The sequence below is a fragment of the Rosenbergiella australiborealis genome (assembly GCF_018494035.1).
In the GTDB taxonomy this organism is placed as follows: domain Bacteria; phylum Pseudomonadota; class Gammaproteobacteria; order Enterobacterales; family Enterobacteriaceae; genus Rosenbergiella; species Rosenbergiella australiborealis.
Genome location: NZ_JABBFO010000008.1, coordinates 1 through 25,662 on the forward strand (window position 1 = coordinate 1; position 25,662 = coordinate 25,662).

At 41.2% G+C, this 25,662-nt stretch carries 16 protein-coding genes and 2 pseudogenes; 7 read left to right on the plus strand and 11 right to left on the minus strand.

The features are described 5' to 3' along the window. Nucleotides 1–77: 77 nt before the first annotated feature. Nucleotides 78–344, minus strand: a pseudogene (locus HGT73_RS14995) (VOC family protein); the annotation flags it as partial. A gap of 64 nt (nt 345–408) precedes the next feature. Continuing rightward, nucleotides 409–1,791: an exodeoxyribonuclease VII large subunit gene (xseA, locus tag HGT73_RS09440; protein ID WP_214214109.1), complete on the minus strand. Its 1,383-nt coding sequence runs from the start codon at nt 1,789–1,791 to the stop codon at nt 409–411. 168 nt (nt 1,792–1,959) lie between these two features. Here xseA and guaB point away from each other — a divergent pair, with 168 nt between their 5' ends. From guaB to HGT73_RS09460, 4 genes and pseudogenes are all read left to right on the plus strand, one after another. Next, nucleotides 1,960–3,426 (plus strand): IMP dehydrogenase, encoded by a 1,467-nt coding sequence (gene guaB / locus HGT73_RS09445; RefSeq protein ID WP_214214118.1) that lies wholly within the window; start codon nt 1,960–1,962, stop codon nt 3,424–3,426. 70 nt (nt 3,427–3,496) lie between these two features. Then, entirely contained in the window at nt 3,497–5,077 is a 1,581-nt protein-coding gene (guaA, locus tag HGT73_RS09450) for a glutamine-hydrolyzing GMP synthase (RefSeq protein ID WP_214214120.1), read from the plus strand. Nucleotides 5,078–5,171: 94 nt separating this feature from the next. Then, nucleotides 5,172–6,255, plus strand: a pseudogene (gene trbL / locus HGT73_RS09455) (P-type conjugative transfer protein TrbL); the annotation flags it as partial. A gap of 69 nt (nt 6,256–6,324) precedes the next feature. Further along, entirely contained in the window at nt 6,325–6,531 is a 207-nt protein-coding gene (locus HGT73_RS09460) for an antitoxin VbhA family protein (RefSeq protein WP_214214122.1), read from the plus strand. Between the two features lie 315 nt (nt 6,532–6,846). Here the strand turns inward: HGT73_RS09460 and HGT73_RS09465 are convergent, their stop codons facing one another. After that, nucleotides 6,847–10,764: an esterase/lipase family protein gene (locus tag HGT73_RS09465; protein WP_214214124.1), complete on the minus strand. Its 3,918-nt coding sequence runs from the start codon at nt 10,762–10,764 to the stop codon at nt 6,847–6,849. Nucleotides 10,765–11,602: 838 nt separating this feature from the next. On the opposite strand from HGT73_RS09465, the gene HGT73_RS09470 reads away from it, so the two are divergent. Next, nucleotides 11,603–14,938 carry a VPA1262 family protein gene (locus HGT73_RS09470; RefSeq protein ID WP_214214126.1) on the plus strand — a complete coding sequence of 1,112 codons (3,336 nt, stop codon included), beginning with the start codon at nt 11,603–11,605 and terminating at the stop codon, nt 14,936–14,938. A 594-nt stretch (nt 14,939–15,532) separates the two neighbouring features. Here the strand turns inward: HGT73_RS09470 and HGT73_RS09475 are convergent. Beyond that, entirely contained in the window at nt 15,533–15,919 is a 387-nt protein-coding gene (locus HGT73_RS09475; protein WP_214214128.1) for a type II toxin-antitoxin system VapC family toxin, read from the minus strand. Continuing rightward, the gene (locus tag HGT73_RS09480) at nt 15,916–16,161 is read right to left on the minus strand and encodes a type II toxin-antitoxin system Phd/YefM family antitoxin (protein WP_214214130.1); all 246 of its coding nucleotides are present in this window, start codon (nt 16,159–16,161) and stop codon (nt 15,916–15,918) included. Before HGT73_RS09480 ends, HGT73_RS09475 begins: the two co-directional genes overlap by 4 nt. A gap of 525 nt (nt 16,162–16,686) precedes the next feature. On the opposite strand from HGT73_RS09480, the gene HGT73_RS09485 reads away from it, so the two are divergent. Together HGT73_RS09485 and HGT73_RS09490 are read left to right on the plus strand one after the other, a co-directional pair. After that, a complete protein-coding gene (locus HGT73_RS09485; RefSeq protein WP_214214132.1) occupies nt 16,687–16,839 on the plus strand; it encodes a hypothetical protein in 153 nt (50 codons plus the stop codon). A gap of 66 nt (nt 16,840–16,905) precedes the next feature. Next, nucleotides 16,906–18,489: a hypothetical protein gene (locus HGT73_RS09490; RefSeq protein WP_214214134.1), complete on the plus strand. Its 1,584-nt coding sequence runs from the start codon at nt 16,906–16,908 to the stop codon at nt 18,487–18,489. Nucleotides 18,490–18,755: 266 nt separating this feature from the next. Here HGT73_RS09490 and HGT73_RS09495 read toward each other — a convergent pair whose 3' ends face one another. The 6 genes from HGT73_RS09495 to HGT73_RS09520 form a co-directional block, all read right to left on the minus strand. Next, on the minus strand, nt 18,756–19,049 hold the full coding sequence (locus tag HGT73_RS09495) for a hypothetical protein (RefSeq protein WP_214214136.1): 294 nt from the start codon (nt 19,047–19,049) through the stop codon (nt 18,756–18,758). Beyond that, complete coding sequence (locus tag HGT73_RS09500) at nt 19,039–19,617, minus strand: peptidoglycan-binding domain-containing protein (protein ID WP_241623170.1); 579 nt, start codon at nt 19,615–19,617, stop codon at nt 19,039–19,041. The genes HGT73_RS09495 and HGT73_RS09500 overlap by 11 nt, the downstream gene beginning before the upstream one ends. A 731-nt stretch (nt 19,618–20,348) precedes the next feature. Then, nucleotides 20,349–20,990, minus strand: coding sequence for a fimbrial biogenesis chaperone (locus HGT73_RS09505; protein WP_214214138.1), 642 nt, complete (start codon nt 20,988–20,990; stop codon nt 20,349–20,351). A 62-nt stretch (nt 20,991–21,052) separates the two neighbouring features. Then, nucleotides 21,053–22,336, minus strand: a complete 1,284-nt coding sequence (locus HGT73_RS09510; protein WP_244968513.1) for a fimbrial protein — start codon at nt 22,334–22,336, stop codon at nt 21,053–21,055. 58 nt (nt 22,337–22,394) lie between these two features. Beyond that, entirely contained in the window at nt 22,395–24,968 is a 2,574-nt protein-coding gene (locus HGT73_RS09515) for a fimbria/pilus outer membrane usher protein (RefSeq protein WP_214214142.1), read from the minus strand. Beyond that, complete coding sequence (locus HGT73_RS09520) at nt 24,934–25,638, minus strand: fimbrial biogenesis chaperone (RefSeq protein ID WP_214214144.1); 705 nt, start codon at nt 25,636–25,638, stop codon at nt 24,934–24,936. The genes HGT73_RS09515 and HGT73_RS09520 overlap by 35 nt, the downstream gene beginning before the upstream one ends. Between the last annotated feature and the right edge of the window lie 24 nt (nt 25,639–25,662).

The following is a 25,662-nucleotide window of genomic DNA, read 5'->3' on the forward strand; positions in this document are numbered from 1 at the left end:
TTTTCATAGAGATCTCCCCTGTTCAGATTACGAGAAAATTCTACTTATGAACACACCGGTTTTTCGGGGGGATTACCCAAGTATCTGATACTCGCGTTGGTAAATGTAGGTAGACGGAAACGTAGTTCAATATCAAGGTAGCGGCGTGCATAGACTGATGCTATTGAAGTTCCTTTTGTTGCAGTACGGAACTTCCTCCTGGTTTTTAATATAGGTTGACCACTACAATAGGCTCCCTGACTCCATCTCGCTTTGCGCGTAAATCCGAGTGTATTTACATAGAAATCGATACTTTTAGATAAATCACCCACAGCAAGAGTGATGTGGTTCAAATCTGTTAGTATTCTGAGTTCTCTAAAAATGATGGCACGGGGCACTCTCTATAACGCTGTCTCGCTCGGCCTAATTTCAACCGAGCGTATCAGACTTTTTACGGGTGCGTTTTTTGGTCTTTTCGACATGCAGCACTTCGCTTTCTGCCCAACCGTCCTCAAGTCGAGTACGTAGCTTATCTCCCGCTCGCAGATCTTTCGTCTGACGTATTACCTCGCCGTTTTGGCTTGTGGTAACGCTGTAGCCGCGAGCAAGGGTAGCGAGTGGACTAACCGCCTCAAGTTGAACGACAAGGTTACCAAAGCGCTGTTTACGCTGTTCGACCTGTTGCTGCAACGCCGCCTGTAATCGGTAACGGTGTAAAGAGAGCGATTGATGATACTGAGCAATCTTTGCCGATGGAGCCTGACGAGCGAGGCGCCGCGTCAGACCTTCATAGCGTTGTAGGGAGCGAGAGTGTAGGCGTTGGACGGCATCTTGTAGCCGCCGTTGTTGCTGTTGTAATTGGGATTGTTGGCGAACTAATCGTAATTGCGGGTGTTGTTGCGTAAGGCGATGCGTCAAGGCCGTTAAACGACGTTGCTGCCCAGTATGATAATAGTCGAAAGCCATTTCTAGGCGTTGTTGTTGCACCTGTAACTGACGCAATAGCTCTTGTTGATTACGACTTACCATCTCTGCAGCCGCTGAAGGCGTTGGCGCGCGCAAATCGGCAACGAAATCAGCAATTGTGACATCTGTTTCGTGGCCAACGGCACTGACGATCGGCAACTGGCTATCCGCGATAGCGCGTGCGACGCTCTCTTCGTTAAAACACCACAAATCTTCCAGCGATCCGCCGCCACGTCCCACAATCAACACATCGCATTCTTGACGTCGGTTGGCGAGGGCGATGGCCTTAACGATGGCAGCCGTCGCGTCGCGGCCTTGTACGGCAGTTGGGTAAATAACGACTGGTAGCGCGGGGTCGCGTCGACGTAAAACATGCAGAATATCATGCAGTGCTGCACCTGAGGGGGAAGTAATTACCCCTACACGTGTCGCTGGCGTAGGTAGAGGACGTTTACGGGCTTGTGCGAAGAGTCCTTCGCTATCCAGCTTGAGCTTTAAGGCTTGAAATTGTTGCTGCAATAATCCTTCGCCCGCCGGATGCATCGACTCGACGACTAATTGATAGTCGCCGCGGGGATCATAAAGCGTCACTGAGGCACGCACGAGGATCTGCATTCCATTCTGCGGTTGGAACGTGACGCGTTGATTATTACCGCGAAACATCGCGCAGCGGACCTGAGCGGCATCGTCCTTTAGGGTGAAGTACCAATGCCCGGATGAAGGGCGGCTAAAGTTCGAGACTTCGGCACTTAACCAGATCCGGCCAAGCTGCTTTTCCAGAAGCTGTCGCACGCTACCGTTTAGCTGGGCGACGGAATAAATTGTGCTGTTTTCTGTCGGTAACATGTGATCAAGATCAAACTTTAAATCAGAGGGTTAAGGGGTGATAGTAACCTTGTTCGAGTAAGTATCAAGTATTTTCTATAAATAAAGCTGGAGCGAAGGGCAATGCGCCTGTATAATGCATCGGCAATATTTTATCCGTTCTCACTAACCTTAGGTTGAGATATTGCCATGCTACGAATTGCAAAAGAAGCCCTCACGTTCGACGATGTTTTACTGGTTCCTGCCCACTCCACGGTGCTGCCTAACACGGCTTCGCTGACTACTCAATTGACGAAAAACATTCGCCTGAATATCCCAATGCTGTCTGCGGCAATGGATACCGTGACTGAAGCCCGCTTAGCAATTGCGCTGGCTCAAGAAGGTGGTCTGGGATTCATTCATAAGAATATGTCTATTGAACGTCAAGCGGAAGAAGTGCGTAAAGTTAAAAAATACGAAAGCGGTATCGTGACTGATCCACAAACCGTATTACCCACCACGACGTTACGCGAAGTAAAAGAGTTAACTGAAATTAATGGTTTTGCGGGTTATCCGGTCGTGAACGAGCAACATGAGCTGGTCGGGATTATCACTGGCCGTGACGTACGCTTTGTGACCGATCTTAATCAAGCCGTCAGCACCTTTATGACACCGAAAGAGCGTCTGGTTACAGTGAAAGAAGGTGATGCTCGGGAAATTGTTCTGCAAAAAATGCACGAGCACCGTGTTGAAAAAGCGTTAGTTGTCGATGAAGCATTCCATCTACGTGGCATGATCACCGTTAAGGATTTCCAAAAAGCGGAACGTAAACCTAACGCTTGTAAAGACGAACAAGGCCGTTTACGCGTTGGTGCAGCAGTTGGCGCTGGTGCGGGTAACGAAGAGCGTGTTGACGCCCTGGTGGCTGCTGGCGTGGACGTTTTACTTATCGACTCCTCTCATGGCCATTCAGAAGGTGTTTTACAACGTATTCGTGAAACCCGTGCAAAATATCCTGACTTAGAAATTATCGGTGGCAACGTCGCCACGGCATCGGGCGCAAAAGCCTTGGCCGATGCAGGCGTGAGCGCGGTTAAAGTGGGTATTGGTCCGGGCTCCATCTGTACCACTCGTATCGTTACTGGCGTCGGTGTTCCACAAATCACCGCGGTTTCTGATGCCGTCGCAGCACTTGAAGGGACGGGCATTCCAGTCGTCGCCGATGGCGGGATCCGTTTCTCAGGTGATATCGCTAAAGCGATTGCCGCGGGCGCAGCAGCCGTTATGGTAGGTTCAATGTTAGCCGGTACTGATGAGTCACCGGGCGAAATCGAACTGTTCCAAGGTCGCTCTTATAAGTCTTACCGGGGTATGGGTTCTTTAGGCGCGATGTCCAAAGGCTCTTCTGACCGTTATTTCCAGACCGATAATGCTGCGGACAAACTGGTTCCAGAAGGTATCGAAGGTCGTGTTGCGTATAAAGGCCATTTAAAAGAGATTATCCATCAGCAGATGGGTGGCTTGCGCTCATGCATGGGCTTAACTGGCTGTGCAACTATTGACGACTTACGGACTAAAGCTGAGTTTGTTCGTATCAGTGGTGCCGGTATCTCGGAAAGTCACGTTCACGATGTTACTATTACTAAAGAAGCACCTAACTACCGTATGGGGTCATAATCCCGATTGATTTTGCGCCCGGCAATTGCCGGGCGCGTCATTTCATCATGCTATCGCCTGGAAAATTTTAATGACGACAGAAAATATCCATAAACACCGTATTCTGATCCTCGACTTCGGTTCCCAGTATACGCAGCTAGTCGCACGTCGCGTGCGTGAGCTGGGTGTGTACTGCGAATTATGGGCTTGGGATGTTACCGAAGCACAAATCCGTGAATTTAACCCGAACGGTATTATTTTATCGGGTGGCCCGGAAAGTACAACGGAAAACAACAGTCCACGTGCACCAGAATATGTCTTTACCGCAGGCGTACCGGTATTAGGTGTCTGCTACGGTATGCAAACTATGGCGATGCAACTGGGTGGCCAAGTTCAAGGTTCCAATGAGCGTGAATTCGGTTATGCGCAAGTTGAAGTCGTTGCTGACAGCGCATTGGTCCGTGATATTAAAGATAGCTTGACCGAGCAGGGCGCTCCTATTTTAGATGTCTGGATGAGCCACGGCGATAAAGTTACCGCTATCCCCGCTGACTTCACCACAGTGGCAAGCACCGCGACCTGCCCATTTGCGATAATGGCGAACGAAGAGAAGCGTTTCTACGGTGTGCAGTTCCATCCAGAAGTGACCCATACCCGTCAAGGCCAGCAACTGCTTGAACGCTTCGTGCGCGATATCTGCCAGTGCGAGGCGCTATGGACGCCCGCTAAGATTATTGACGATGCGGTTGAGCGTCTGCGCCAACAAGTGGGTAACGACAAGGTTATCCTTGGTCTGTCCGGTGGGGTAGATTCCTCGGTTACCGCGCTACTTCTTCACCGCGCCATTGGCGATCGTTTAACCTGCGTCTTCGTCGATAATGGGCTGCTGCGTCTAAACGAAGCGGAACAAGTGATGGAGATGTTTGGTGACCGTTTCGGTCTGAATATCATCCATGTTGAAGCGGAAAAACGTTTCCTCGATGCCCTCGCAGGAATCGACGAACCCGAAGCGAAGCGTAAAACTATCGGGCGCGTATTCGTCGAAGTGTTCGATGAAGAAGCATTAAAACTTGAAGATGTGAAGTGGTTAGCGCAAGGGACTATCTATCCAGACGTTATCGAATCTGCCGCGTCAGCGACCGGTAAAGCGCACGTGATTAAATCACACCACAATGTGGGCGGCTTGCCAAAAGAGATGAAGATGGGACTGGTTGAGCCGCTGAAAGAGCTGTTCAAAGATGAAGTTCGTAAGATCGGTTTAGAGTTAGGTCTGCCGTTCGATATGCTTTATCGCCACCCGTTCCCAGGTCCAGGCCTTGGTGTCCGTGTACTGGGCGAAGTGAAGAAAGAGTATTGCGATTTGCTTCGTCGTGCCGATGCCATCTTTATCGAAGAGCTGCATAAAGCCAAACTGTACGATAAAGTCAGTCAAGCCTTCACCGTATTCTTACCGGTACGTTCAGTCGGCGTTATGGGTGATGGGCGTAAATACGATTGGGTGGTCTCGCTGCGTGCCGTGGAGACTGTCGACTTTATGACTGCGCATTGGGCACACCTGCCTTATGAGTTCTTAGGTCGTGTTTCTAACCGTATCATCAACGAAGTCAACGGTATTTCCCGTGTCGTTTATGATATCAGCGGTAAGCCGCCTGCAACGATTGAGTGGGAATGATTTAACCTCTAGCAATAGCTGGTACGTAAAAGCAATAAACACCTCTAAGCCCGCGTCATTGCGGGCTTTTTTGTTTTTGGTATGTTCTAGTAGCTTTCACCTCTTGATCAACGGTTCAGCTATATACCAATCCATAATAAACTCGATGAGACAACTTGCAGCAAATGCTCTAGGAGCGGCGTTGGGATTTCACCTTCGAGTATTGTTAATATAGCTTTGTTATATTAACTAAGGTTAGTTCTGCAGAATCAATTTGGTCTCCAATGGTTTCAACTTTAATGATAGTCGTCGCGATAATTGTATTGGTAGTGATGGCTCTCATAGCAATAAATATGCTAATCATGTTGGTTTCTGCATGGGTGTTCTGTTATGCAGGAGTTATATTGCTTGGGTTTGGTGGTTCGAAATGGTCCTCTGACATAGCAATTAATTACTTACGAACTGTTTTATCGATTGGCATTCAATTATTCACGATGACATTGATTATTGGGATTGGACAATCATTTATAGATCAATATTTTTCTCTTATTAAAGGTGATGTTCCTGATCTTAATAGTCTTATCGTTTTGCTTCTGGCGTCAATTATCCTATTAGTATTAACGAATAAGCTACCACTGTTGTTATCAGGTGGTAGGAGGGGCTTCTTTACAAGGGATTGGTGGATTTGGGGCGGGTATGATTACCCCATCAGCGGTGCTGGAGCAATGGCAATGGGGGCATCAGCTCAAGTCAGCGGCGGAGCTTCTGCATTAAAGGCAGCATTTGATTCAGCTCAGACTGCAATGGCTGAAGAATCTGGTTCAGGCGGAGGAGGCGGTTCCGGGGGAGGATTTGGCGGTGAGGAAGATACCGGTTCTGTAGATACTTCTAGAGGCCAACCCTCAGGCGATTCCGGTGGTTCTTCTGCATGGAGAAGTTCAGGAAGCGCTAGCGGAGGAAGTCAGGGGTTTGCTTCATTCTCACGCGCTGGCCGCATGGCAAGCCATATGGGAAGCAGTATGGCTAACGGAGCTGGTGAGTACCAGAGAGCGAGGAGGATTAATAAAACTTCCCGCGGCCAACAAACTATTGGCGGGCAGTTAGCGGCTCAGATACGAAAACAAACAACTATTCATCGGGATGAACAGCAACCCGAGAATTTTACTGGGGATAGTTTATCAGGCAATAACAATTCATGAGTTACGTACGTCAGTTGACTTGGTGGTGTAAACTGACGTTTTTAAATTATTTAATTGAAAGGAAAAACCATGTCTAAGAATTCCTTATCACAGATACGTATGAGAGGTTTTCGTAAAGCGGAGGCTTCTTTGAGACTTGAAGGAATGGATCCTAGCGGCAAGCCACGTTATGAGTCGATTAAGGCGCGTATTATCTCAGGTGAAATAACGTATGAGCAGGGGCGTGCAGAGATTTTTGAATACCATACAAATAAGGTGCAACAAGGAAATTTATAAGTGAGAGGAAGTGATGGAGCTTTTTCTATCCGAATACGACAGTCAGTGTCCTCATAAATACCTCGGAGTACTCAAAAGTGTGTGGAATTAAAAGGAAGTGTACACAATCACAAGGATAAACAGTGAGCCTATAATTTATTTCTGAAGAATGTATTATTAACATTACCACAATCAAGAGTTTAAACTAACAAAAAAATATATGGGTATTGGGAAAGTTAGAATTTAGATTAGCTTCTAATATTTCCCACGCCCAATTACATTGGAGTATTCTTTAATCTTCTTATGTCTAAACTTAAAGTATTATGAGTATTTTTTTTACCACCCTCTTAATATATTATTCTCAGCGTCAGAGTTTTCTTGATATTTGATTTGATGATCAATTGTTTCTATGAAACTAACAGCCCAGTTTCTTACATTGAAATCATAGTGCTCAGTTAAGTTTTCTATTATCTTCTTATCAGCTTCTAAGTATGGCACTAAAGATCCTGACCACGACCTACTTGAAAAATTAATATATATTTCACTAAGGAATGATTCATTATAATAATACTCTGTTAATAATTGGATCAATAATGGGTTAACGATACGCTGTTCACCATCTAAGATAAATATTGAAATAGCCCTAGTAACAATAAGGAGAGCAACGTCGTCCTTACACCAAGCGACAACTTCTTCTGGTTTTAAGATGTCAAAAACACAGCTATCTCTTTTTTTATAAGCTCTCCCACTTCCAAGTAAGTCAATAAGATAATAAGATTTCTTTTCTCCTTCATCAGTGAACCTATTGGAAATTTTAGGCCAGATATAATTACCATGCAGCTCAAATGCTTTATAAAAAGCGTTATTCAAGTAATCCCACAAATCAGAATAGTCAATGTTTCTCCCAACAACCTGGTCAATAATATATGAGCATAATTGAAGTGCAAATTCAGCGTTTTCAGAATGTAATAATCTCTTCACTGAGTTTAACCAATGAAAGCTATCAGAATATCTACACTTATCCTCTTTTTTAAAAGACACATTAAGAACTAAATGAATTAATGTTCTCCTTAACTGGGAAAAGTCCAAGTTGTCACGAGCAAATATATACATATACATATTATCAAGTGCTACCCACTTTGCATTTTCGTCAATTTTGCTGAGTGACATACAAAAATTGGATATTTGCTTTTCAGTTAAATGCTCTGTCGCGCTTCCATAAGCGAGGATAGAGGGTGCATGACTAGGAAGTTTATCTTCAGATATCAGCCTAATGAAAGTATCTAAATTAGAAATATCAAATTGACCTGTGCGTATTGCATCAGGATAATATTTAATGAGATTTTCATCCGAACCGAATAAATCAATTATTTCTTTCCATTTAGCAGGTTCTTTTATATAAACCCCTGAAAAAAAACCAGTAAAGAACTGGGTGTTTACATTTTTATGATTCCGTAAATATTCGAGTGTTTTGTGGAGTAGTTCATCTGTAGAATCAGCTTCTATGGCCAAATGCTTTGCAAAGAGCCAACTTTGTTTCTGCTCGTGAAACGTCATCAAGAGATCAATATATTCATATAAATCAGTAAGCTTTGTTACAAAGACCTTTGCCAGATCCTTCGCAGCTTCTGCTGCTTCATCAATATAGTGGCCACTGTCGTCTTTTTTAAAATCTCTCGGCGGGTTTAATACGACTAATTTTAATATTTCCTCAATACTATTTTCATCAGGTGTTAATAATTTATTCCACGACATTAAAATATCGATTTGTTTCTGATTCATTTCTTTAGTATCATAACTTAAAGCATAAGATATTGATTGAACTGCAGCAGGCCAGTATTTACCTGTTAACTTTATTACTTCTTTTATAAAATAATCCAATTTATCTGGTAGGTTATATCGAATTAGCCCCCTAATTTCATGACCAAAAGCATCTTTTATCTCTTCGATCAAATATCCACGTTTAATAATCACTAGAAGAATTTTTAATAAAGACTGCCAGTAATCATAAATTTCTTGATATTTTTGGGGGTGCCATTCTTTCAGCTCTGGCTTGGTACCCTGAAACTCTGCTCTTATAGTTCTAGTACCTCCGTGAGTGTCTAATGCCGTTTTTATAGCATCAATTATCACCACATCTGCGCTTTCTAAATTTAAAGAAAGTGCTTTGTTTAAAACTTTTAATCTTTGATTAAAATCAGCTTCCGTACCAGGTAATTTCCAACGAAATAATTGTGAGAATTGTCCTAATGAATTATTGCTATAAGTTTCGTTTTCAAACTGAGCGAATTTAAATAAAATCCATGAGCTTTTATTAAAACAATGTTTATGAAAAACAAGCATCTCCAACGCCCAGACAAAGTTACGTCTTACATCACCTTTTATATCTAAAATATCTTTATCAGCTAGGTTTGAAATAACTCTGTGTAATTGACTATTCGTAACTGAAGGGTTCACTTCAACTAATGCGCGAAACAGTCTTGAATCCTGTTTGGACAGTAACAATTCCGCTTGGCCGAAAGGGGAATTGGCAGCACAAAAGTTTTCGACAAATGACTGTACATTTATTGATGAGTCTAGATATCTTATTTGATCACAAAAACTATCAAGTAGTGTAGCCGGAAGGCTGGAAACAATTTCGCTTTGTCTATCAAATGCACTTGTATTCCACCATTCCATAGCCAAGTTTAAAGCTAATGGTTTAGGGACTACGCGAGCTAAACTTCCAGTACAATTGATTAATTCTTTATGATAAAATGTCGTAATTGTATTTTCGAAGGTTATCTGACTTGCTCCAGCAACGCGTTTTAAAAACTCCGCATCTTCATTAATATCATTTCTGATCCCTTTCTGAAACCTAAAATAATCGAAGAGAGAAAAGACTTTAAGCAACTCTCTAGCTTGTTCACTCAAGCTTCCATCACCATTTATTAATTTTTCTACAAGGTTGGATTCATCAAAATTTGTAGTGACACGTCCCTCTTGCTGTAATTCTTTGATAGTCATTTGCGCCAGAAGAGGAAAACCCTCAATAAATATTTCTAATTGTTTTTTTGATGAAGAATCTAAATCTGGAAGTCGGCTCTCGATAATTTTGGTTATTTGCTCTGCTCCTAATTTTTCTAGTTTTATACGAATGCTATTTTTTAGTTTCTTGCTATCTTCATGATAAAAATAAGTAGTAATGAGTTTTATAGGAGAATTGTTAACTTCAATAGCATTTGTGGCGTAATTGTGTAGTTCTACTGAGCAGTTATCTATTATAATAAATCCTACCACTCCACTCTCGGCTACTATTTTTATTGAATTTTCAACTCTGTTAATATTTTCAGAGCCATTGAAAATAAGGAAGTTATCATCATTTATATTTTTTCTATTTTTGTATTCAAGTAATAGTCGGGACTTTCCCAAACCAGATAAGCCAGTAAGTCTTATTGAACAAGCATCAGAGTCTATCGCCACTGATAGCGCGGAAAAAGCCATTTTTCTTGGTTTATCCTCTTCATACGAGAGCTCGTGCTTACGTTCATCGTATTTGAGCCATTCTTTAATAGGCTTAGCTGTATCTAAATTAAGTTTTCCAACTGAAGGCGAATTATTAATAAACGACTTAAGTAAAATGACCTGTGTGTCATCTTTTGAATTTGGTTTAACAATAGAACTATGATTTACTCCATTTATTGTTTCGATAGGGTGGTGTCTAAATAGGCTTTTTGAACTTACTGAAGATACTATAGTTTCATTTGCATCAATAATACTCAGTATGTTCAACTGATCACTTAACTTTTTATCTACCCAATCTTCATCTAAAGCATCTAAATCACTAGAGTTGTTAACTAGCGACTTCAAGTGTCTGTTATTAAATGCAATGAATTTACCTATATTTGCTAAACCTGAACCACCATGAGGTACATCAAAAAAACATACTTTTTTTATATTATGTTTAGTTTCTAGCTTACTAAGCCTTACAAGAAGGCGTTTAATAACTAGTCCTCCCATACTATGGCCTACTAAAATTATTTCATCATTCTTTAGATCACATCTAGTCTTTATTTCGGTAAGCAGTCCATTAGCAATATTTAAAATTGTAGGGCCAGATTTGAAAAATTGTGTAAAGAAGTTGGGGGATGTATATCCATACTCAATGACTTGATGATCAATATCAGGATCATCAATAATATATTGTGGGAAATTACCCCAAGTCTTATCTTTTTTTCCACCTAAGCCATGAACAAAAACTATAAATTTATTCATTAGTTATCCTTTTTTGAAGTCACCTTTAAATGTATTTTGGTAACAGTGTGTTTCATTTTTAGAATTCTATCTTTAAACCTAATAAATATTTTTTGTATATGGCTGTATTAACTGTAATGTTAACAAAAAATGCTTCACAAAATGAAATGTTTATGGGCACTATAATAGCCTTTTCCTATTCGCGGATGATTATTTATCACTACATCTATGGTCTATTGTAAAATGAATAATTAACATCAGTCATTACTCTGTTACAGTATTACGCATAATCGGCAGAAAAAAGTTGAATCGGTATCAGTTAGATCATCAATGTGCGGCTATACAATAGCTTGGTCAATGCTGTAATACTGGCTTTCATCTCAGGCCTAGCGATTAAAATGTAAAGGGGCAAGACTGTATAATCAGATGCTACGCACCTATTTTAGTACGCTACCGCCCTCATGTTACCGAAGCTTCATGCATCTGATAACACTACCACATCAGCATTTTTTGCTGTACATCTAGATAGAATAGTTATCCAGATGTGATGGTACTAGCAAGATTTGGGGAAAGAGGTAACTGACTTTGGGGCAAAATATGCTATAGGTTTTAGGGGCAGAATCAGTACCACGTACTCTGACTCGATTTTGGCTTAACGTTACTTGTTTGAGGATTTATTCGGATTTAGGGATCGAGTGTTTCTTGGCTTTTTTATTGTCACGTTGACGCTGATCTGGCTTGCCAGTCGGCTTAGCTATTTTGGGGTTGCGGCGGCAAAGGGCTCCAAAACAGTGGTGGAGAATCAGAGCTGTGCATAATATTGTGCAATATCAGTTTGGAAAGGAACTCGCAGAATTCAATGGCTACTACACTAGATGACCTCTTAGGCGACGGACGATTGGCTCGCCTTTTTTCTAACCAAAATCGCGCTTGTGCACTTCAGCTATGGGTCCTTCAGATTAAATCTGAAAAGTCGAGAGAAATGCGCGTAGTTTACGGACGTCTACTCCCATACAGCCATTCGAGTAACAGTTGGTCCTTCAGCGACAACGATAACCATCTTATCTTCGGAAACATCAAGGCAAAGTTTACCCGCCTTAACTTGTATATAGACAGTATCCATTGTGCAGAGTTTTTAAGGCAATTGATTGCTGGTCGGTCAATCTCAGAAATAAATGATATCTTGGAAATTGAGTGTCCGAGTAAATTAACGAAACTGTTTGGTGCTACTGCTCTTATGGCCAATAATCTGGTCTATCGCCCAGTTGCTTATCTACTCAACCGAGATGCATATGATCGCCAGTCAATTTCTAGCCCACATAGTGCAGCCGGAGCTTTCAGTGCTTCGATTACTCAAATGAATAAAGAAGCGTTATTTCTGTTGAGTGAGGAATACAGCGCTGCCTTAACTACTTCGTTAGTTGAACGGCTCAATGCGGAAACTGGTTTAGATTTTGGAAAATCAGATGCCACACGATTTGGCGATATTGAATTATTGGTTTTTCCTACGCTTAATGACCTTGAGCAGAACTTGCTAAGTGTTAAATGGATTGACTCATCACCTGCTCTATCAGTTTGCTTTGCTCCGACACAAGTGCCGCTCTTTAGTAAATTTCAGTTCCACTTGAGCATTACAAACGATGGCCAAATCATTTCCTCGTCTATTGCTTCAGCAAATTGTAAAGAGGATGGAGTGTTTGAATATGTGTTTAAAGTGACCGAAGAGGTGTGTGAGAGGACAGATAGTACAGAACTGGAGATTTTTGGTTTCTCATACGATCGCCCTCATGAGGGGGTGCTCTGCTGCCGGTGGCGGATAGGATATATCCGAGAAATAAATTTTCAGGGCCATATGGTGGGGCAAGGGACAAGTTCCGTCAAGTTCGACTGGCTTGAAAAAGCAGCTAGGCCAGCTATGTCAGCGCGTGTAAAGGCTGCTCTTACGGTTAACCGGGACAATTTGGGGTTTGGCAACCGCGTCGGTGGGCGGCAGGCAGACCCTTGGGTTCCGGTGAATCGTGAACTTCTTTCTCTTTTTACACGGCTTCATCCGCCTAAGTCAGAAGGGCAGTTTTTCCAGAGATGGAGCATGGGGGATGGAGAAGGGCGATTGCAATTCGTGGAGTGGTTTAGAACTATATTGGGCAAGTATCAGCAGCATCAAATAGTTATATTCGATCCTTACTTCGAGACTGCTGGTTTAGGGCTTGTATTGATTAATGCAGCAATTAAATCAGATTATATCATTTTTACATCGCTGCCAAAGACATCGAGAGAGATTGAACATGAACAAGATAGCTCAGAACAACTCTATACGGGGCGAGTAAACAATTTAATAGTGAGCTGTGAGCATAATAGTCACTTACTAGGTCGCCTAAAGTTTCGTATCTATGGCCTAAAAGAAGGACGGCTACATGATCGTTATATTTTAATTATGGGGGCAGATCGTCTTCCGGTTGCCGGATTCCATTTGTCTAATTCTTTTCAAAGTGCAGCCGAAAATTACCCATTACTGATTACCCCAATTCCTTCGGATGTTTTACTCCAAATAGAACAATATAAATCTGCGCTGGTACAGGAGATTATGGTTACTAGTCTTGGAAATGAGGTTGAGAATCCCATGATGCAACTGCTTTTCGATTCTAGTAAGACGTCAGCTGTACCGCGACGGTATGAGTCTCTAAACTTTCTCGAAAGGTCTGGAGTGGGTAAAGTACTCAGTGTATGGTTCGGTGAAATGTCATTGCAGGGCTTAAGTGGTGACCAGTTAAGAGCGCAGATGATGACATTAGGTTTACTAAATGATAACTCGCTTATTTTGCACGATGGGCTACATAACTTCATCAATAACAAACAAGTTATTAACTCTAAGGACTTTAATGTAACTTGGGGAGTGCTGGGAGAAGTGCTAGCACATTCTCCCACTGGGGACATAGGATGGGGTGTTATTGAGTCAAAAAGCGATTTTCTCAAGTTATTGAGTCAATTTGTTGTGGAATCGTTCGATCGCCTACATGAAAATACAGATAAGGAACTGGCTGTAGTTGATATATGGTTCTTTCGAAAAACTGTAGAAGTCTTACTGCACAGCCCTTATCGCTCGGAACAGCTATTCCATTCGACAAAATACGCAGCCCTCACTTGGTCAGAGTACTTTGCCATCAAAATCTTATGGAGTCATGCTCCGGATTGCTTGTTGACGATCGCCGAAGCACAGATCTCTAGGCTGCAAATTGAGCACGAAGTGTCGGAGGTCATGCGGTTGTCTCTGTTGAGCCAGATAGTCAGCGAAGTTTCCCTATCGATACAGTTCAATATCAGCATCATTCAACGAGATAGTCTTATCCATCGCAAGCAGGGATTACTTAAATGGCTGGGATTTAATGCACTAGAACGACAGTTAGATATACCTGCAGGACTCACGTCAGTATTATCGTGTCTGGAAACCCTTACTCATCAGGAACGAGTGCTCACCTTAGGTTGGATGATTAACCATGCAGCCAAGGATCCTAATAAAGAGCAAACTTATAAAGATTTGGTTGAAGCTCTGCATGAGGAACTACCAGAGAAAATACCTATGGAGGAGTTGCGGTACTTGGTCGATTCCATGCGAGGACATATGAAGCAATTAGCGTGGGCTGAGCCTTGGTTGTCCCAAGATGTGATCTTACCGTTATTGCAGAATGCCCGTGCCTCCACTGAGGACGCTTGTGAAATATGGGTTCAGGAGTTGGTGAGCATGCTTGGGCCGAGACTGAACAATCAGTCTCGCTTGTTTGAACGAACCCGTGAAGGGCAGACGACTAACATTGCTTCGTTTCTTTTCGCCAATAGTAACACCTCTCAGCGAGAGTTAAGCCTGACGATGATGAATCAAATCTTGAAGCGACAGCGACGAATCATACAACAACCACTCGCCAGCACGTCGAACTGGAGCCAATGGGACGATGCGCTGAGAGTGTCATTATGGATACTTACTTTTGCTAAATGGAGTGAGTTCTATCTAAGTGCGCTAGGTATGTTCGATCAAAACTTAGAACGGTTAACAGGTGATGCACATGGGCTTGCTATGGTTAGATCGAAAGAAGAATGGCAAACCGAAGGTGTTGGTATACAGAGCGAACTCATTGAGTTCCTAGAGCAGGGCGAGAGGCTTCTTAGTGAAGGCGGTAGGCTGAAAAGCGATTCTCAATAAGCTAGATTAAAGGCTGAATGAGTATTTAAATGGTATTTTTTATGGCATTCAACCTATAAATGTCAGTATCTCATTGTTAATAAATATCTTTTTTATAATATTTATAATCGAGTGGGAATGATATTCGGGCTAATCTAGCCTAATCAATTCTCATCACATCCTGCCTGCAAGCCTCGATTCGTCGGGGCTTTCTTTTTCTCCTCTCATCTACTCTCATCAATCCAGCATTAAATAAATGACGTAACTTTTGACGGTATTCAAAAATAGAGTGAAAGCAAAATACTAACCAGGACTAAGCTGAAAACTCTCTATAAAATTCAGACCACAATGGACTGCATGTATCGGTGAACGACTAGAACAAGTACCGTACTAGGTCGATCAGCTGACGGAAGTTGGGGTGGAATATCTATGAGCAATAATGAGAATAGCCACACGGCTAACCTCATCGGCGGTCAGAGGATAACCCATTGAATCTGGAGCTACTCAGCGTTTGGTTAAGGGGGGCTAAGTTTCGTACCGCAGAACGACTGACGGCGGTTAGCATCTGCATCAAACAGCCCAATCCTCCGTTTTCTTTGTGTAATCGACGAATTATTACACTTTTTGTATTGGGCCGGGATACTGTATGATAAAGCTATCAGCCGTTAACAAGGTAATACCCTCTACCGTTGCCTGCGCGATCATCATACGGTCAAAGGGATCTTTATGGATAGGGGGCAGGTTGTCTATGAATACAGCATGCTCGCTGGTAATAGATAGTTCACTGTAGCCGTTGTCGAGTAACCCTCTGCGTAGTAAACGAGTATCCACCTGAAAGTCGTCGCGGCCTAAATCGCGTTTGATAGCGATTTCCCATAGGCAGGCGACGCTGAAAAAAAGCTCATTTTCTGGTGAGTTGAGCAGGAGCGTGGTGGAGGGGGAGAGCTTTTCCGGCATCCCTGCCGCCCATAGAAGAACGTGGGTATCAAGCAAAAATTTCACAGTTCACCACCAAAGAGTTGTCCAATTTCCGTTTCACCCATCCGGTCAAAATCATCCGGTGCGTGGATTTTTCCTGCCATGAAGCCTAGACGTTTTTCCTGATGGGCTTCCGGCGTAGTCAACGCAGTAACTTTTACCAGCGGCTTACCCGCTTTGGCAATGATAAATGGCGTTCCTTGTGCTGCCATTTCGATCAGCCGAGATAAGTGTGTTTTAGCTTCATGGATGTTGAAGGTTTGCATAATATCCTCAGTAAAAAAGTTAAACTAAGTCATGTTAGTTTAGTTTATTTCGTGTCAGTGATAAAAGCAAATAGGACGGAAATCTTTCAAAGTATAGAGTTTACTGCCCATGCAGTAACTCGTTCCAACCTATCTTACGCCTCTGCCAACAGGCCTTGTACTGTACATCGTGGTGATACTCTGCTTTATCGGCTCGATTCAGTAAAATGTCCTGAAAATCGTATAACATTTCGCGCAGTGCCGTTTGCGTCACCCGTAGTGTTTCGGCTTAATGTGGATGGGGTTGGTTATGCTGCCTCAATAGCCGATTACTGTCCGACTCCACATCAACAATGACAGCACTTATATAGGGAGTTGTCTTTCAGTGTAATGACTGAGATATGGGCGTGAGATCTAAAACAATATAGAAAAAATAATCTATCTAGCACCACTTAAAGGCTAAAAAATTTTGTCGCAAAAATTCCCGGTGATGCAGGCAACGGAATTTTCTAGGATGACACTTCATTAATTATTTAAGGACGATATATGAATAAGCCAGCTAAAGCACCAGAGACACAAAAGCAAAGCAATCACCGTGCAGATGCACTGAATAATAACAAGGGGACGTCTGGAACAAATCCCGCGAACGCCAAAGTACATGGTAATCGCGGTAAACAACTTAATCCAAATCAGCACTAATTAATCGTTGCTCCATTATCCTCAACTTAGGTGATGGAGCTTGTTTCCTTGTAACGAGTTATTGCCATGCATGCTAGCTTTGTATCTCTCGGTCAACTTCTTAAGTTCGCTTATGACGCCACAGGAGTTCTTCCTCGTAAAAGAGCGGAACGGACGGGGCGGAATGAAAAGGACATCAAGCGTATTAGTAAACAACTGGAACGTTTAATCGACGAAGAAGGTTGTCTGATGGCTCGCAGTAAAGAATTGATCCGAGTATTGTATAGTGAACTTGCAGGAACCATTCAGAATCCCAAAGTCAGCGTTGCCATTAGGGAAAGCATTAATGATCTTTTCGATGTCTATCACAATGTGGTTTGCAATGAAGTAACTTATCTGTCGCCAAAAGACAGTCTGAAGAGGTTCTATGGCGCGCATGCCATTCCAGAACTAGTACTATCGATCCAGAAGCATATACTGCGTTTGAATATTGCAGCAGAGGAATTCATTGCGCCGCCAGAAAATGATTGGTACCTGCCTGATATTTCAGAAAACTCAACAATCATATGGCCGTTGGATAAGGCTATGAATTGGATATACATACATTGCCAAACCAATCGTACTCAGTTTCATAGTGCAGGTATGGTGATACATGAGGATGACCCGGAGATTCGCCAAAATATCGAGAATGCTTCTAACTGGCAGAGTGGAGCAACATTCCCGTCGTGGCATGGATTACACTGGAATTTCTCACGGTCAATGGACCGGCTTGTAGCGGCAGAGGGAGCCTACCAACGTGCTATTTCAGCCAAAGAAAAAGAAAGTATTCTGTACGTTCTTTTTCTGGCCCGTCTTAGCACTTATGTCTCCAAGCAATTAAAAGAGGCGTATGGAGAAAAATTTTTGAGCGAGATGTTGCAGCTCTTTAAGCGGCAGAGAAATTGGCTAGTAGCAGATTTGCAAACTTTTAAGGCTCAAACGGATAACTTCATTGAGCAGCATGCAATACCCGAAGAACAACACAACTCAGTTTGGTTCAAGTTATCAAACCGACATTGGTCATGGTTTACTGACCAATGTCGGCACTGTGGAGCCACTATGCAAGAGTTGATCGCTACTAGTGAAGATCATGTTATTCCCGAAACAAAAATAGCGCAGTTGTGTAACCAATACGGTGATTACATAGTTCGAGCTGCACTGGATTCGCTCGTGTCAGTCAGTGATTTACATAATAGTTTTTTCGGCTTTTGGAAGGCGATCCTTAAAGGTTTCGATTTGAAGAAATCAATCATAACGACTGAGGCTGATGTTGCAGCTTATGAGGCTGAAATGAGAGACAACCAGTTATTGAACGGATTGCAATGGATGGTGCACTGGAATCGCGCGCTAATCCATTACAGGAAGCATGAAGATAAAGAGGCTTTCAGACATATAGAAAAAGCATTTGAAGTAGCCCAGTATTCAGCAGGAAAGAATCAATACGAAATCGTTAATCAGTTCATAGAACTCGCCGCGAAAAACAATAATTGGAAGAGTTTCAAGAACGGCGTTTTATGGGCTAACTACCTCGGGATAAGGGGCCGCTGGCTAAGCAATTATGAGCTAACAGATGAAAATCTTCGTCATGCCTTCAATATTATGAAAAATACTCATTTTCGTTACGGTATATAGCCCACCGTTTTTTCCTAGTTTTTGTAATACAGGGACTGTAAATAGTGCAACGCAATAATACCTAAAACTAATTACTCAAGTTATTAAAAGTTATGGATTTCTGTTGATAATAACTTACTAAATATTTAATTCATTGAGAGCCTTTGGGTGTAAGTAATAAAAAATATATGCAGATGAATTTTCAATTATTAGTGTGATTATTTTAATATAACTATCTAGGTATTATTTTTCGAATAGATGATGGTTATTAAACATGAGTTACCATATCAAAAATCATAGCGTTCAATCATTTCCATGATTTTCTTGTTATCATGATAACCTCTTTTAATAACTTCCCGTAGGTGTTTGGCTTTCGGGCAAACGATATCGATTTGCTCTTCAATATATCGTTGTTGCACTTGAGGCAGACTCGAATCCCATTCGCTGGCCAGATGCTGACAAATTTCGGCATTTTCAATAAAAGATTGAAGATCAGAATTTTTTTGCTCAGTCGCTTGAACTGAGAGACACAATGAAAGTGAAATAAAAAAAATTATAAATTTATACATTTCAATACCCATCTATAGACCAGTGCGGTTTATCTTTATGACTATTATGAAATTTGATAACACCGAATGATTGCCCTATTTTATGAAGCTCTTTATTCATCCCATCACGAGGTAGGCTTTTAATTTTTACAATATTTCCTTTTTGATCTTTAATTTCGATAGTTCCATACCAAGATAGTAACATATCAATTGCATATCCTTCAGTATGTCTACTATTTAAAGAAGGAGCTACGTTGAGATTCAGCATGCCGTATGCTCTTACCATCTCTTTAGCTGCAATAATGCTCTTAGAAATATTAATCGAACCATCAGAGTGTTTATGTACCCAGTCAATATCAACACCAACTTTACGTGGAATGTGTTGTGGTTTTACAAGATTACGAGATAATTTCCATGACCAGTGCATAAGATAAGCACGTTCTGAAGGCCTGAGAGTGGAGGTAATAACTACGTTAATACCTGCATTTCGAGTGCTTTCTAAAAAACTTCTCACTTTGTTTTTAAATGGCTGGTTTAGTTTTTCAACCGAATTACTGCCTAAGAAACTTGAAACCCATATTAATCCACTTGGCTTTTTCATTAGTCCCCCGCAAGATCGAAATCCATTCTTCAATAAGTTATTTAAGTTTATTTCATTAAAGTAATTACTGTTAGTTGTTAAAATATTAAATCAATATCGGTAAACTATAGCATCCCGTTTTTATTGATAAATAGGAATAATACATGGAGTTATGAAAATATAAGGTAATATCTTTTTTATAAATTTTATGATGTTATTTTTATTGATTTGAGGTGGGGTAAAAGGGGGTTGTTGTTATCCCCTATAAAAAGTAAAGCATATCTAGATTAGTGTTCTATAACTCTGACTATAATTTCGGATATTTAATTTTTTTATCTCTGGAAGGTACCGTTGCACGAGAAAATAGTCCCTTTATCAATCTTATCTCCAGTTAATGACCTCACTCTTACCATGTTGACTAGATAAATTCTGTTGCTATGGTTTTTTTAAGTACTCTTATTATCATTGATATTGCCTTGTTTAAGGTTTTGATCTCCAGACAATATCCCTAAGTCTTGTGCTGTTATTTCAATTCCTAAATATAGAATATTTTCATTTAATATTAAATATTTTTGAAAATATATCCGTATATCTTCCTGATCAGTGTAACGATTAGGAGATTGACTAACTCTTTTTGGTACTGCACTTTCTGGTTTTTGCTACATATTTCATCAATCCAGCATCAAATAAATCATGTCATTTTACGCTTTCAGTTTGTTGGATAAAGTAGGGACAACGACCTTCAGTGTCATTTACTGTTTCAGTATATAATTAAGCTGATCGCCCATTTCACTAATATAGATAAATTTAATACTATCATCGATGCTGACTACGGAAGTAAAATGGAACTCTTTTTCTGATTTAGGAGGTATGATGAAATCATCTCCGCCAGCTTTGATAGTCGAGCCATTGCTTGATGTTGCTTCTGCAGCAATGATTGAAAGGTAAATTGGAGAAGGATTTAGGCAAGTAATTGTTTTTAAGTCCTTTTGTTTACATTTTAATTGCTTTATTGCCTCCTCAGAAAATAAATTTATTCCTTTTGGACGAAAAAATATTTTTATCTGGGTATTCATCGTTACTAATACACTATTTTCAGGCTTTAAATCTTTTTTTTCAGGAGGGATTTCATAGATATTCAACCAAAATAACGACTCTTTATCTTCGGGTAAAGAAGACGTTTTATTATAAATAACTCGAATGCCCTTAACGTCACCACGCTCTAAACGAAAGATGGGTGGGATACTTACGAAGGGAATATTTCTAGTATCAGGTGACCCTTCACCGTTATCTATCCAAGTTTGAACGATAACTGGATAAGAATTAGTATTGGCTAACATCAAACTTTGTGAATTGTCTTCTGCATTATAAACTATTCGGGATTGAGAAGGCATGACTCCTGCAAATGAATTACTAGTAAGTAGTAAAACGAATATTACTATATAGCAACGACCCATCATTGAACTTTTACCATAATCGTTAGTGTTGAATGAACCTTACCTGCTGTCACTGTTTGACCGCTTAATTTTTTTAAGGTTGCAGTAAAATTATAAGCATAATTAGTATAGCCTGATTTGCTACTACCTTGTGATACTGCATTGTCGAGCACTGGGTACCATCCTGCTGAGGTTCCCATATAGCTTGTGTTCAACGGATCAGCAGTTGGCCCAAGTAACGTTAATGCTACTGAAGGTGCGGCGGTGTACGATATAGTGATACCTACGCCTTGTGCAGCGGTAGTTGTATCTGCATAATTATCCGAAAGCAGCGTACTTACCCCGTTACTCGCGTTGACTAATCCAAGATTACTGGCAGCGCTGTAGGCACCGGATGAAACCTGAAAACCTATGGCAGTTTGTGCATTTGTAGTACCTGATGCTACGCTATTACTACATTCGATAGTTACGTTGAAATTGGCTGTTGCGTTTTGTCCATTGTTAAGATCATTTATTGATAAAGTAGGGAACACTACGATAGGGGTGGCACTTCGAGCGACACAAGTAGGCGTATTATAAAGTCGATTAACCGAGCGCATACCATAACCAAAACCATTATCCACTCCCCAAAATGCGTATGAAGTTGCTGAATCGGAATTTAGAGCATCGCTTGTCAAACCAGGGCCAACTAGTTGGATATAAGCGTTTGGTTGTGTACAGTTGTAAGCTTCACCCGAGGTCGACCCATATACGATACCCGATCCAGAATTGTTATTGTTCCCGCAGTATGATGAAAGTGCTCCAGTTCCTGGTAAATTACTGACACGGTAGAGTTCAGCTTGTAACGGAGGTATATCTTGAAGCCGAATCTGAATTTTTGTCCCAGATGTTGTGTAGGTAGCGACAGGGACCTTTTGCCAATTGCGTGATAACACTACGCCGCTCATCGTTTGTTTAATTCCAACGTAGGCAAAATATGTCGCATATACATTCGCTAGCCCATCTGTTGCACCAATTTCATAAAATCCTCCCACACGGTCATCACCATTGGTCGCCACCATGAAATAGATACTAGAGAGGTCGGTAGCATCACATGTCCAAAGTACGCTATTTGCTGTTGCACCACCATATGTATAGTTTGTAGGTGGGACCACTACGCTCGCTAATAGCGTCCCAACAGGAGAAAAATAAGTATCAAAGATATTCACTTTTCCGAAAGGAATTATTGCTGTACGGTCATCCTCAGTTTGAGACACCCCTGTACTGGTACAGGTTGCCCAGCTGGACAGTGAAATGAAGCACATAAATAATATTAATATACATTTATTTATAGTATTCATGATAATTAAGGCCCCTTTCGTATTAATTTACGCATTTACTAGTGAGATTAACAAGTTTCTGTCGAAGCTGATTTTCAGTTAGTGAATACTTTAATAAGCATTCTTCAGACTTATCTCCCCAGCTCACCCTAAAGACACCTGTTGATTTCTCAGCGCGCGCATAAATCTGCCCACCTTGGCCAGTAATACCAACTGCTTCATTCTTATCGTTATAAACTTGAGCACCCATAGGTATGGCCATTCCTTCGGCAGTTACCGCTTTAATTAACACTGCCGTGCCAGTACGGGTTCTGAATTTTACTTTGACAATGGCGCCTGCTACTGGCGCGATGCGTTTTTGACTATCAAGTACTTCAGTATTTCCATTCATTCCTTGGGGATCGATGGATATGTTGTTATAACGATACGGCGTCATTGAGGGTATTAGAGCATATCCATTACTATCAATGCGAGTGAGCGGGGCGTTAAATAAGCTCGCTCCTTCAGCCCCTTTTGCCTCGACGAGCCCAAAAGTATCACCCAAATAAGGTCCAAAAGTTGTGCCGCCGGAATGTATCGCAACCGAGCCTTGAGCGTTCCCCGATGCCTGCCAGTAATCTCGACCCACTGAGCTATTTATACCTAAATTAACTTTTGGTAAGCGCTCTTGCAGGCTGCTGCTGAAGGTCGTGTTATTATATCCTTGATCGCGAATTGCACTAAGGCTATAACTTGTTGACTGTTGTTCATCTAGCGAGCCTGACGCTGACATTTGATATTGATCGCCAGAGCTATTGCTATGAGTGTAAGTGTTGCTTAAGTTAGCACTGCGTGGATTACCCGTAAATAATGGGAAGGAAACAGAAATAGAGGTAGTAGTTTCCATGACTCCGCGTGTATTTGTAGTAGTGTAGGTTCCAGTACGCTGCCTAGCGACAGATAGGTTCATGGATATGCCGTGACTGAAACTTTGGCTGTAACCAAACTGCAGTTGCGTATCGCGTGTGCGTCCATTTCGGTAATCTTGCGTTGCAGCAGTAAGAAAGACGTTACCGTAGTTACCCATGCTCTGATTCATCGTAACATCGAAGCGTGAACGTTGTGAGGTAGTGTTAGTTAGCCAGTTACTTTCGTTAAATGCTCTATCACGAAGTCCCAAAATATTAGACAAATCACGATAGCCTGAAGTTGAATAGCGGTAACCTGCCAATGATAATGTTGTCCCTGAGGAACTAAATGTTTTGCTCCAACTTACGTGAGTCATCCAGCCTTGAAGTTTGGTGTTATCTACTGGATTCTTAGTATGAGAAAATGTTGTATCTACGCCTATTGCACCCATCTGGCTTGCATATACTCCCCCTAATACGCTAGCGATATAGTTATTCGCTAAACGTAATCCGCTGTTAGCCGTGATGGAATTGGTTAAGCCACGCTGGTAAGTGAGATCACCAAAATTCGTATCTTTTTCCATATCTCGTGTCTTTCCTAACGAGAGATTGTAGTGCGATATACCAGGACGAATGGAATCAGGCACAGCTGAAAAAGGCACTGTGAAAGTTTTAATCGTTCCGTCGGCTTCAGTAATTTGAACCTGTAAATCGCCGCTATTACTCGTTGGATAAAGATCGTGAATTTCAAAGCTACCTGGTGGTACAGTTTTCTGATAAATTTGCTGGCCATTTTGGCTAATGGTGACTTTAGCATTACTCGTTGCTATTCCTCGAATAGTCGGAGCATAGCCTCGCATCGAATCTGGAAGCATCGCATCTGAAGAGGAGAGATTAATACCGTTATAACTCATGCCAGAAAAAAATGTTCCATTAGTTATTAATTGCCCCGCAGAGAATTGACTTCTGATGGAAGTTAACGGGCGTTGTACATAGCTACGAATTGTATTCCAATCAACACCTGTCTGTTTACTCCAGTTTAGTGTACTGAGTTGACGGAATTGCCATGTATCGAAGTTTATTCCACCATTGAGTGAAAACCAGATTGAATCCTGATTGGTAACTTGTTGTTTTGAATAAGAAACATGATAATAGTTTGCTAAATAGTTAACAAACCCCACATTGGCACCAGTATCGTAGTTATCAGGATTAACCCAGCCTTGAGGCTTAATATCAAGTAAAGACTCTGGAACTTGGATTTTTAGTTTGAAGTCAGACATCGAAAAACTCGAAGTAGCTTGGGGCTCAAAATCACTGAGAAATAAACATTCATTTTGAATTTTATCTAGCTTAGTCAGCATATTTTTGAAACCAATATCTCTGATTAAAACCGATGTTAGACACGGCTCTACTTTATTTTCTTTAGTCTTGAAACTAATTTTATAGCTGCCGATGAAAGTCTGATTAGTGAAAACTTCCACATTATAATTGCCTGGCAAAATTGAGTTAGGCTTTGTCAAATTTTTAAGTGCAGACTGATCAAAATTACCACCTTTATACAGGGATGGATCAAAAACGTATTCATCATCACTTTTTTGTGGAGTATTATTCTTTTCGCCAGCAAAACTTTTTGAAAAATAAGTAGATAAAATAAGTAAAAAAATTATATTTATTACTGAATAAGAGGATAATTTTTTATAAATCTCTCTTGCTCTCAATATCTGCACCATAGTCGTTCACCAGAGTAAGTTTCATCTGTCCACCGCTTAGGGAGGTAATATTTTCAGATATAGGCCATGTCGTCGTCGATTTAGGTGCAACCATAACTGATTGAGCTAAAGTAATTGAACGATTACCCGTAGAAAAAACAGCACGTCTCACAGTAATAAAGTATCCGGTCGGGTTGGTAACGACTATTTTTCCATGCTCTGTACTGAAAGTTAGATATTTATAAGCTTCATTTTGCGTACCCGTTAAGTCTTTTGGACGATAGAAAATTTTGACTCTATTGGTTATAGCAATGATAAGTTGATTTTTGTTCTGGTCAGTATTTTTCTGAGAAGGTAGCTGCGTAAAGTTAAGATAGAAGACTGACTCTCTATCCATCGGTAGCTTCTCAGCACCATTCGCAATTAAACGCACTGTTTGCCCAGAGTTAGGTTCCATACGAAAAACTGGTGGAACAATGACAAAAGGAGCTTTATCGTTTGGTGAGTTGTCCTCATGAGTTAGCTGCAACTGCATGACATAGGGTAGGGGATCAGGATTTTTTAGTTGGATAGTCGTATTTGATGCACCACCTGGAAAAATAACACGGGTTCCTATCATTACTACACCAGCATGGACTGAGCTAGCTAACATTAGACACGCACATGCTAGCAAATTAATACGATTTTTCATTTGAAATGAACCCTGATTAAATAA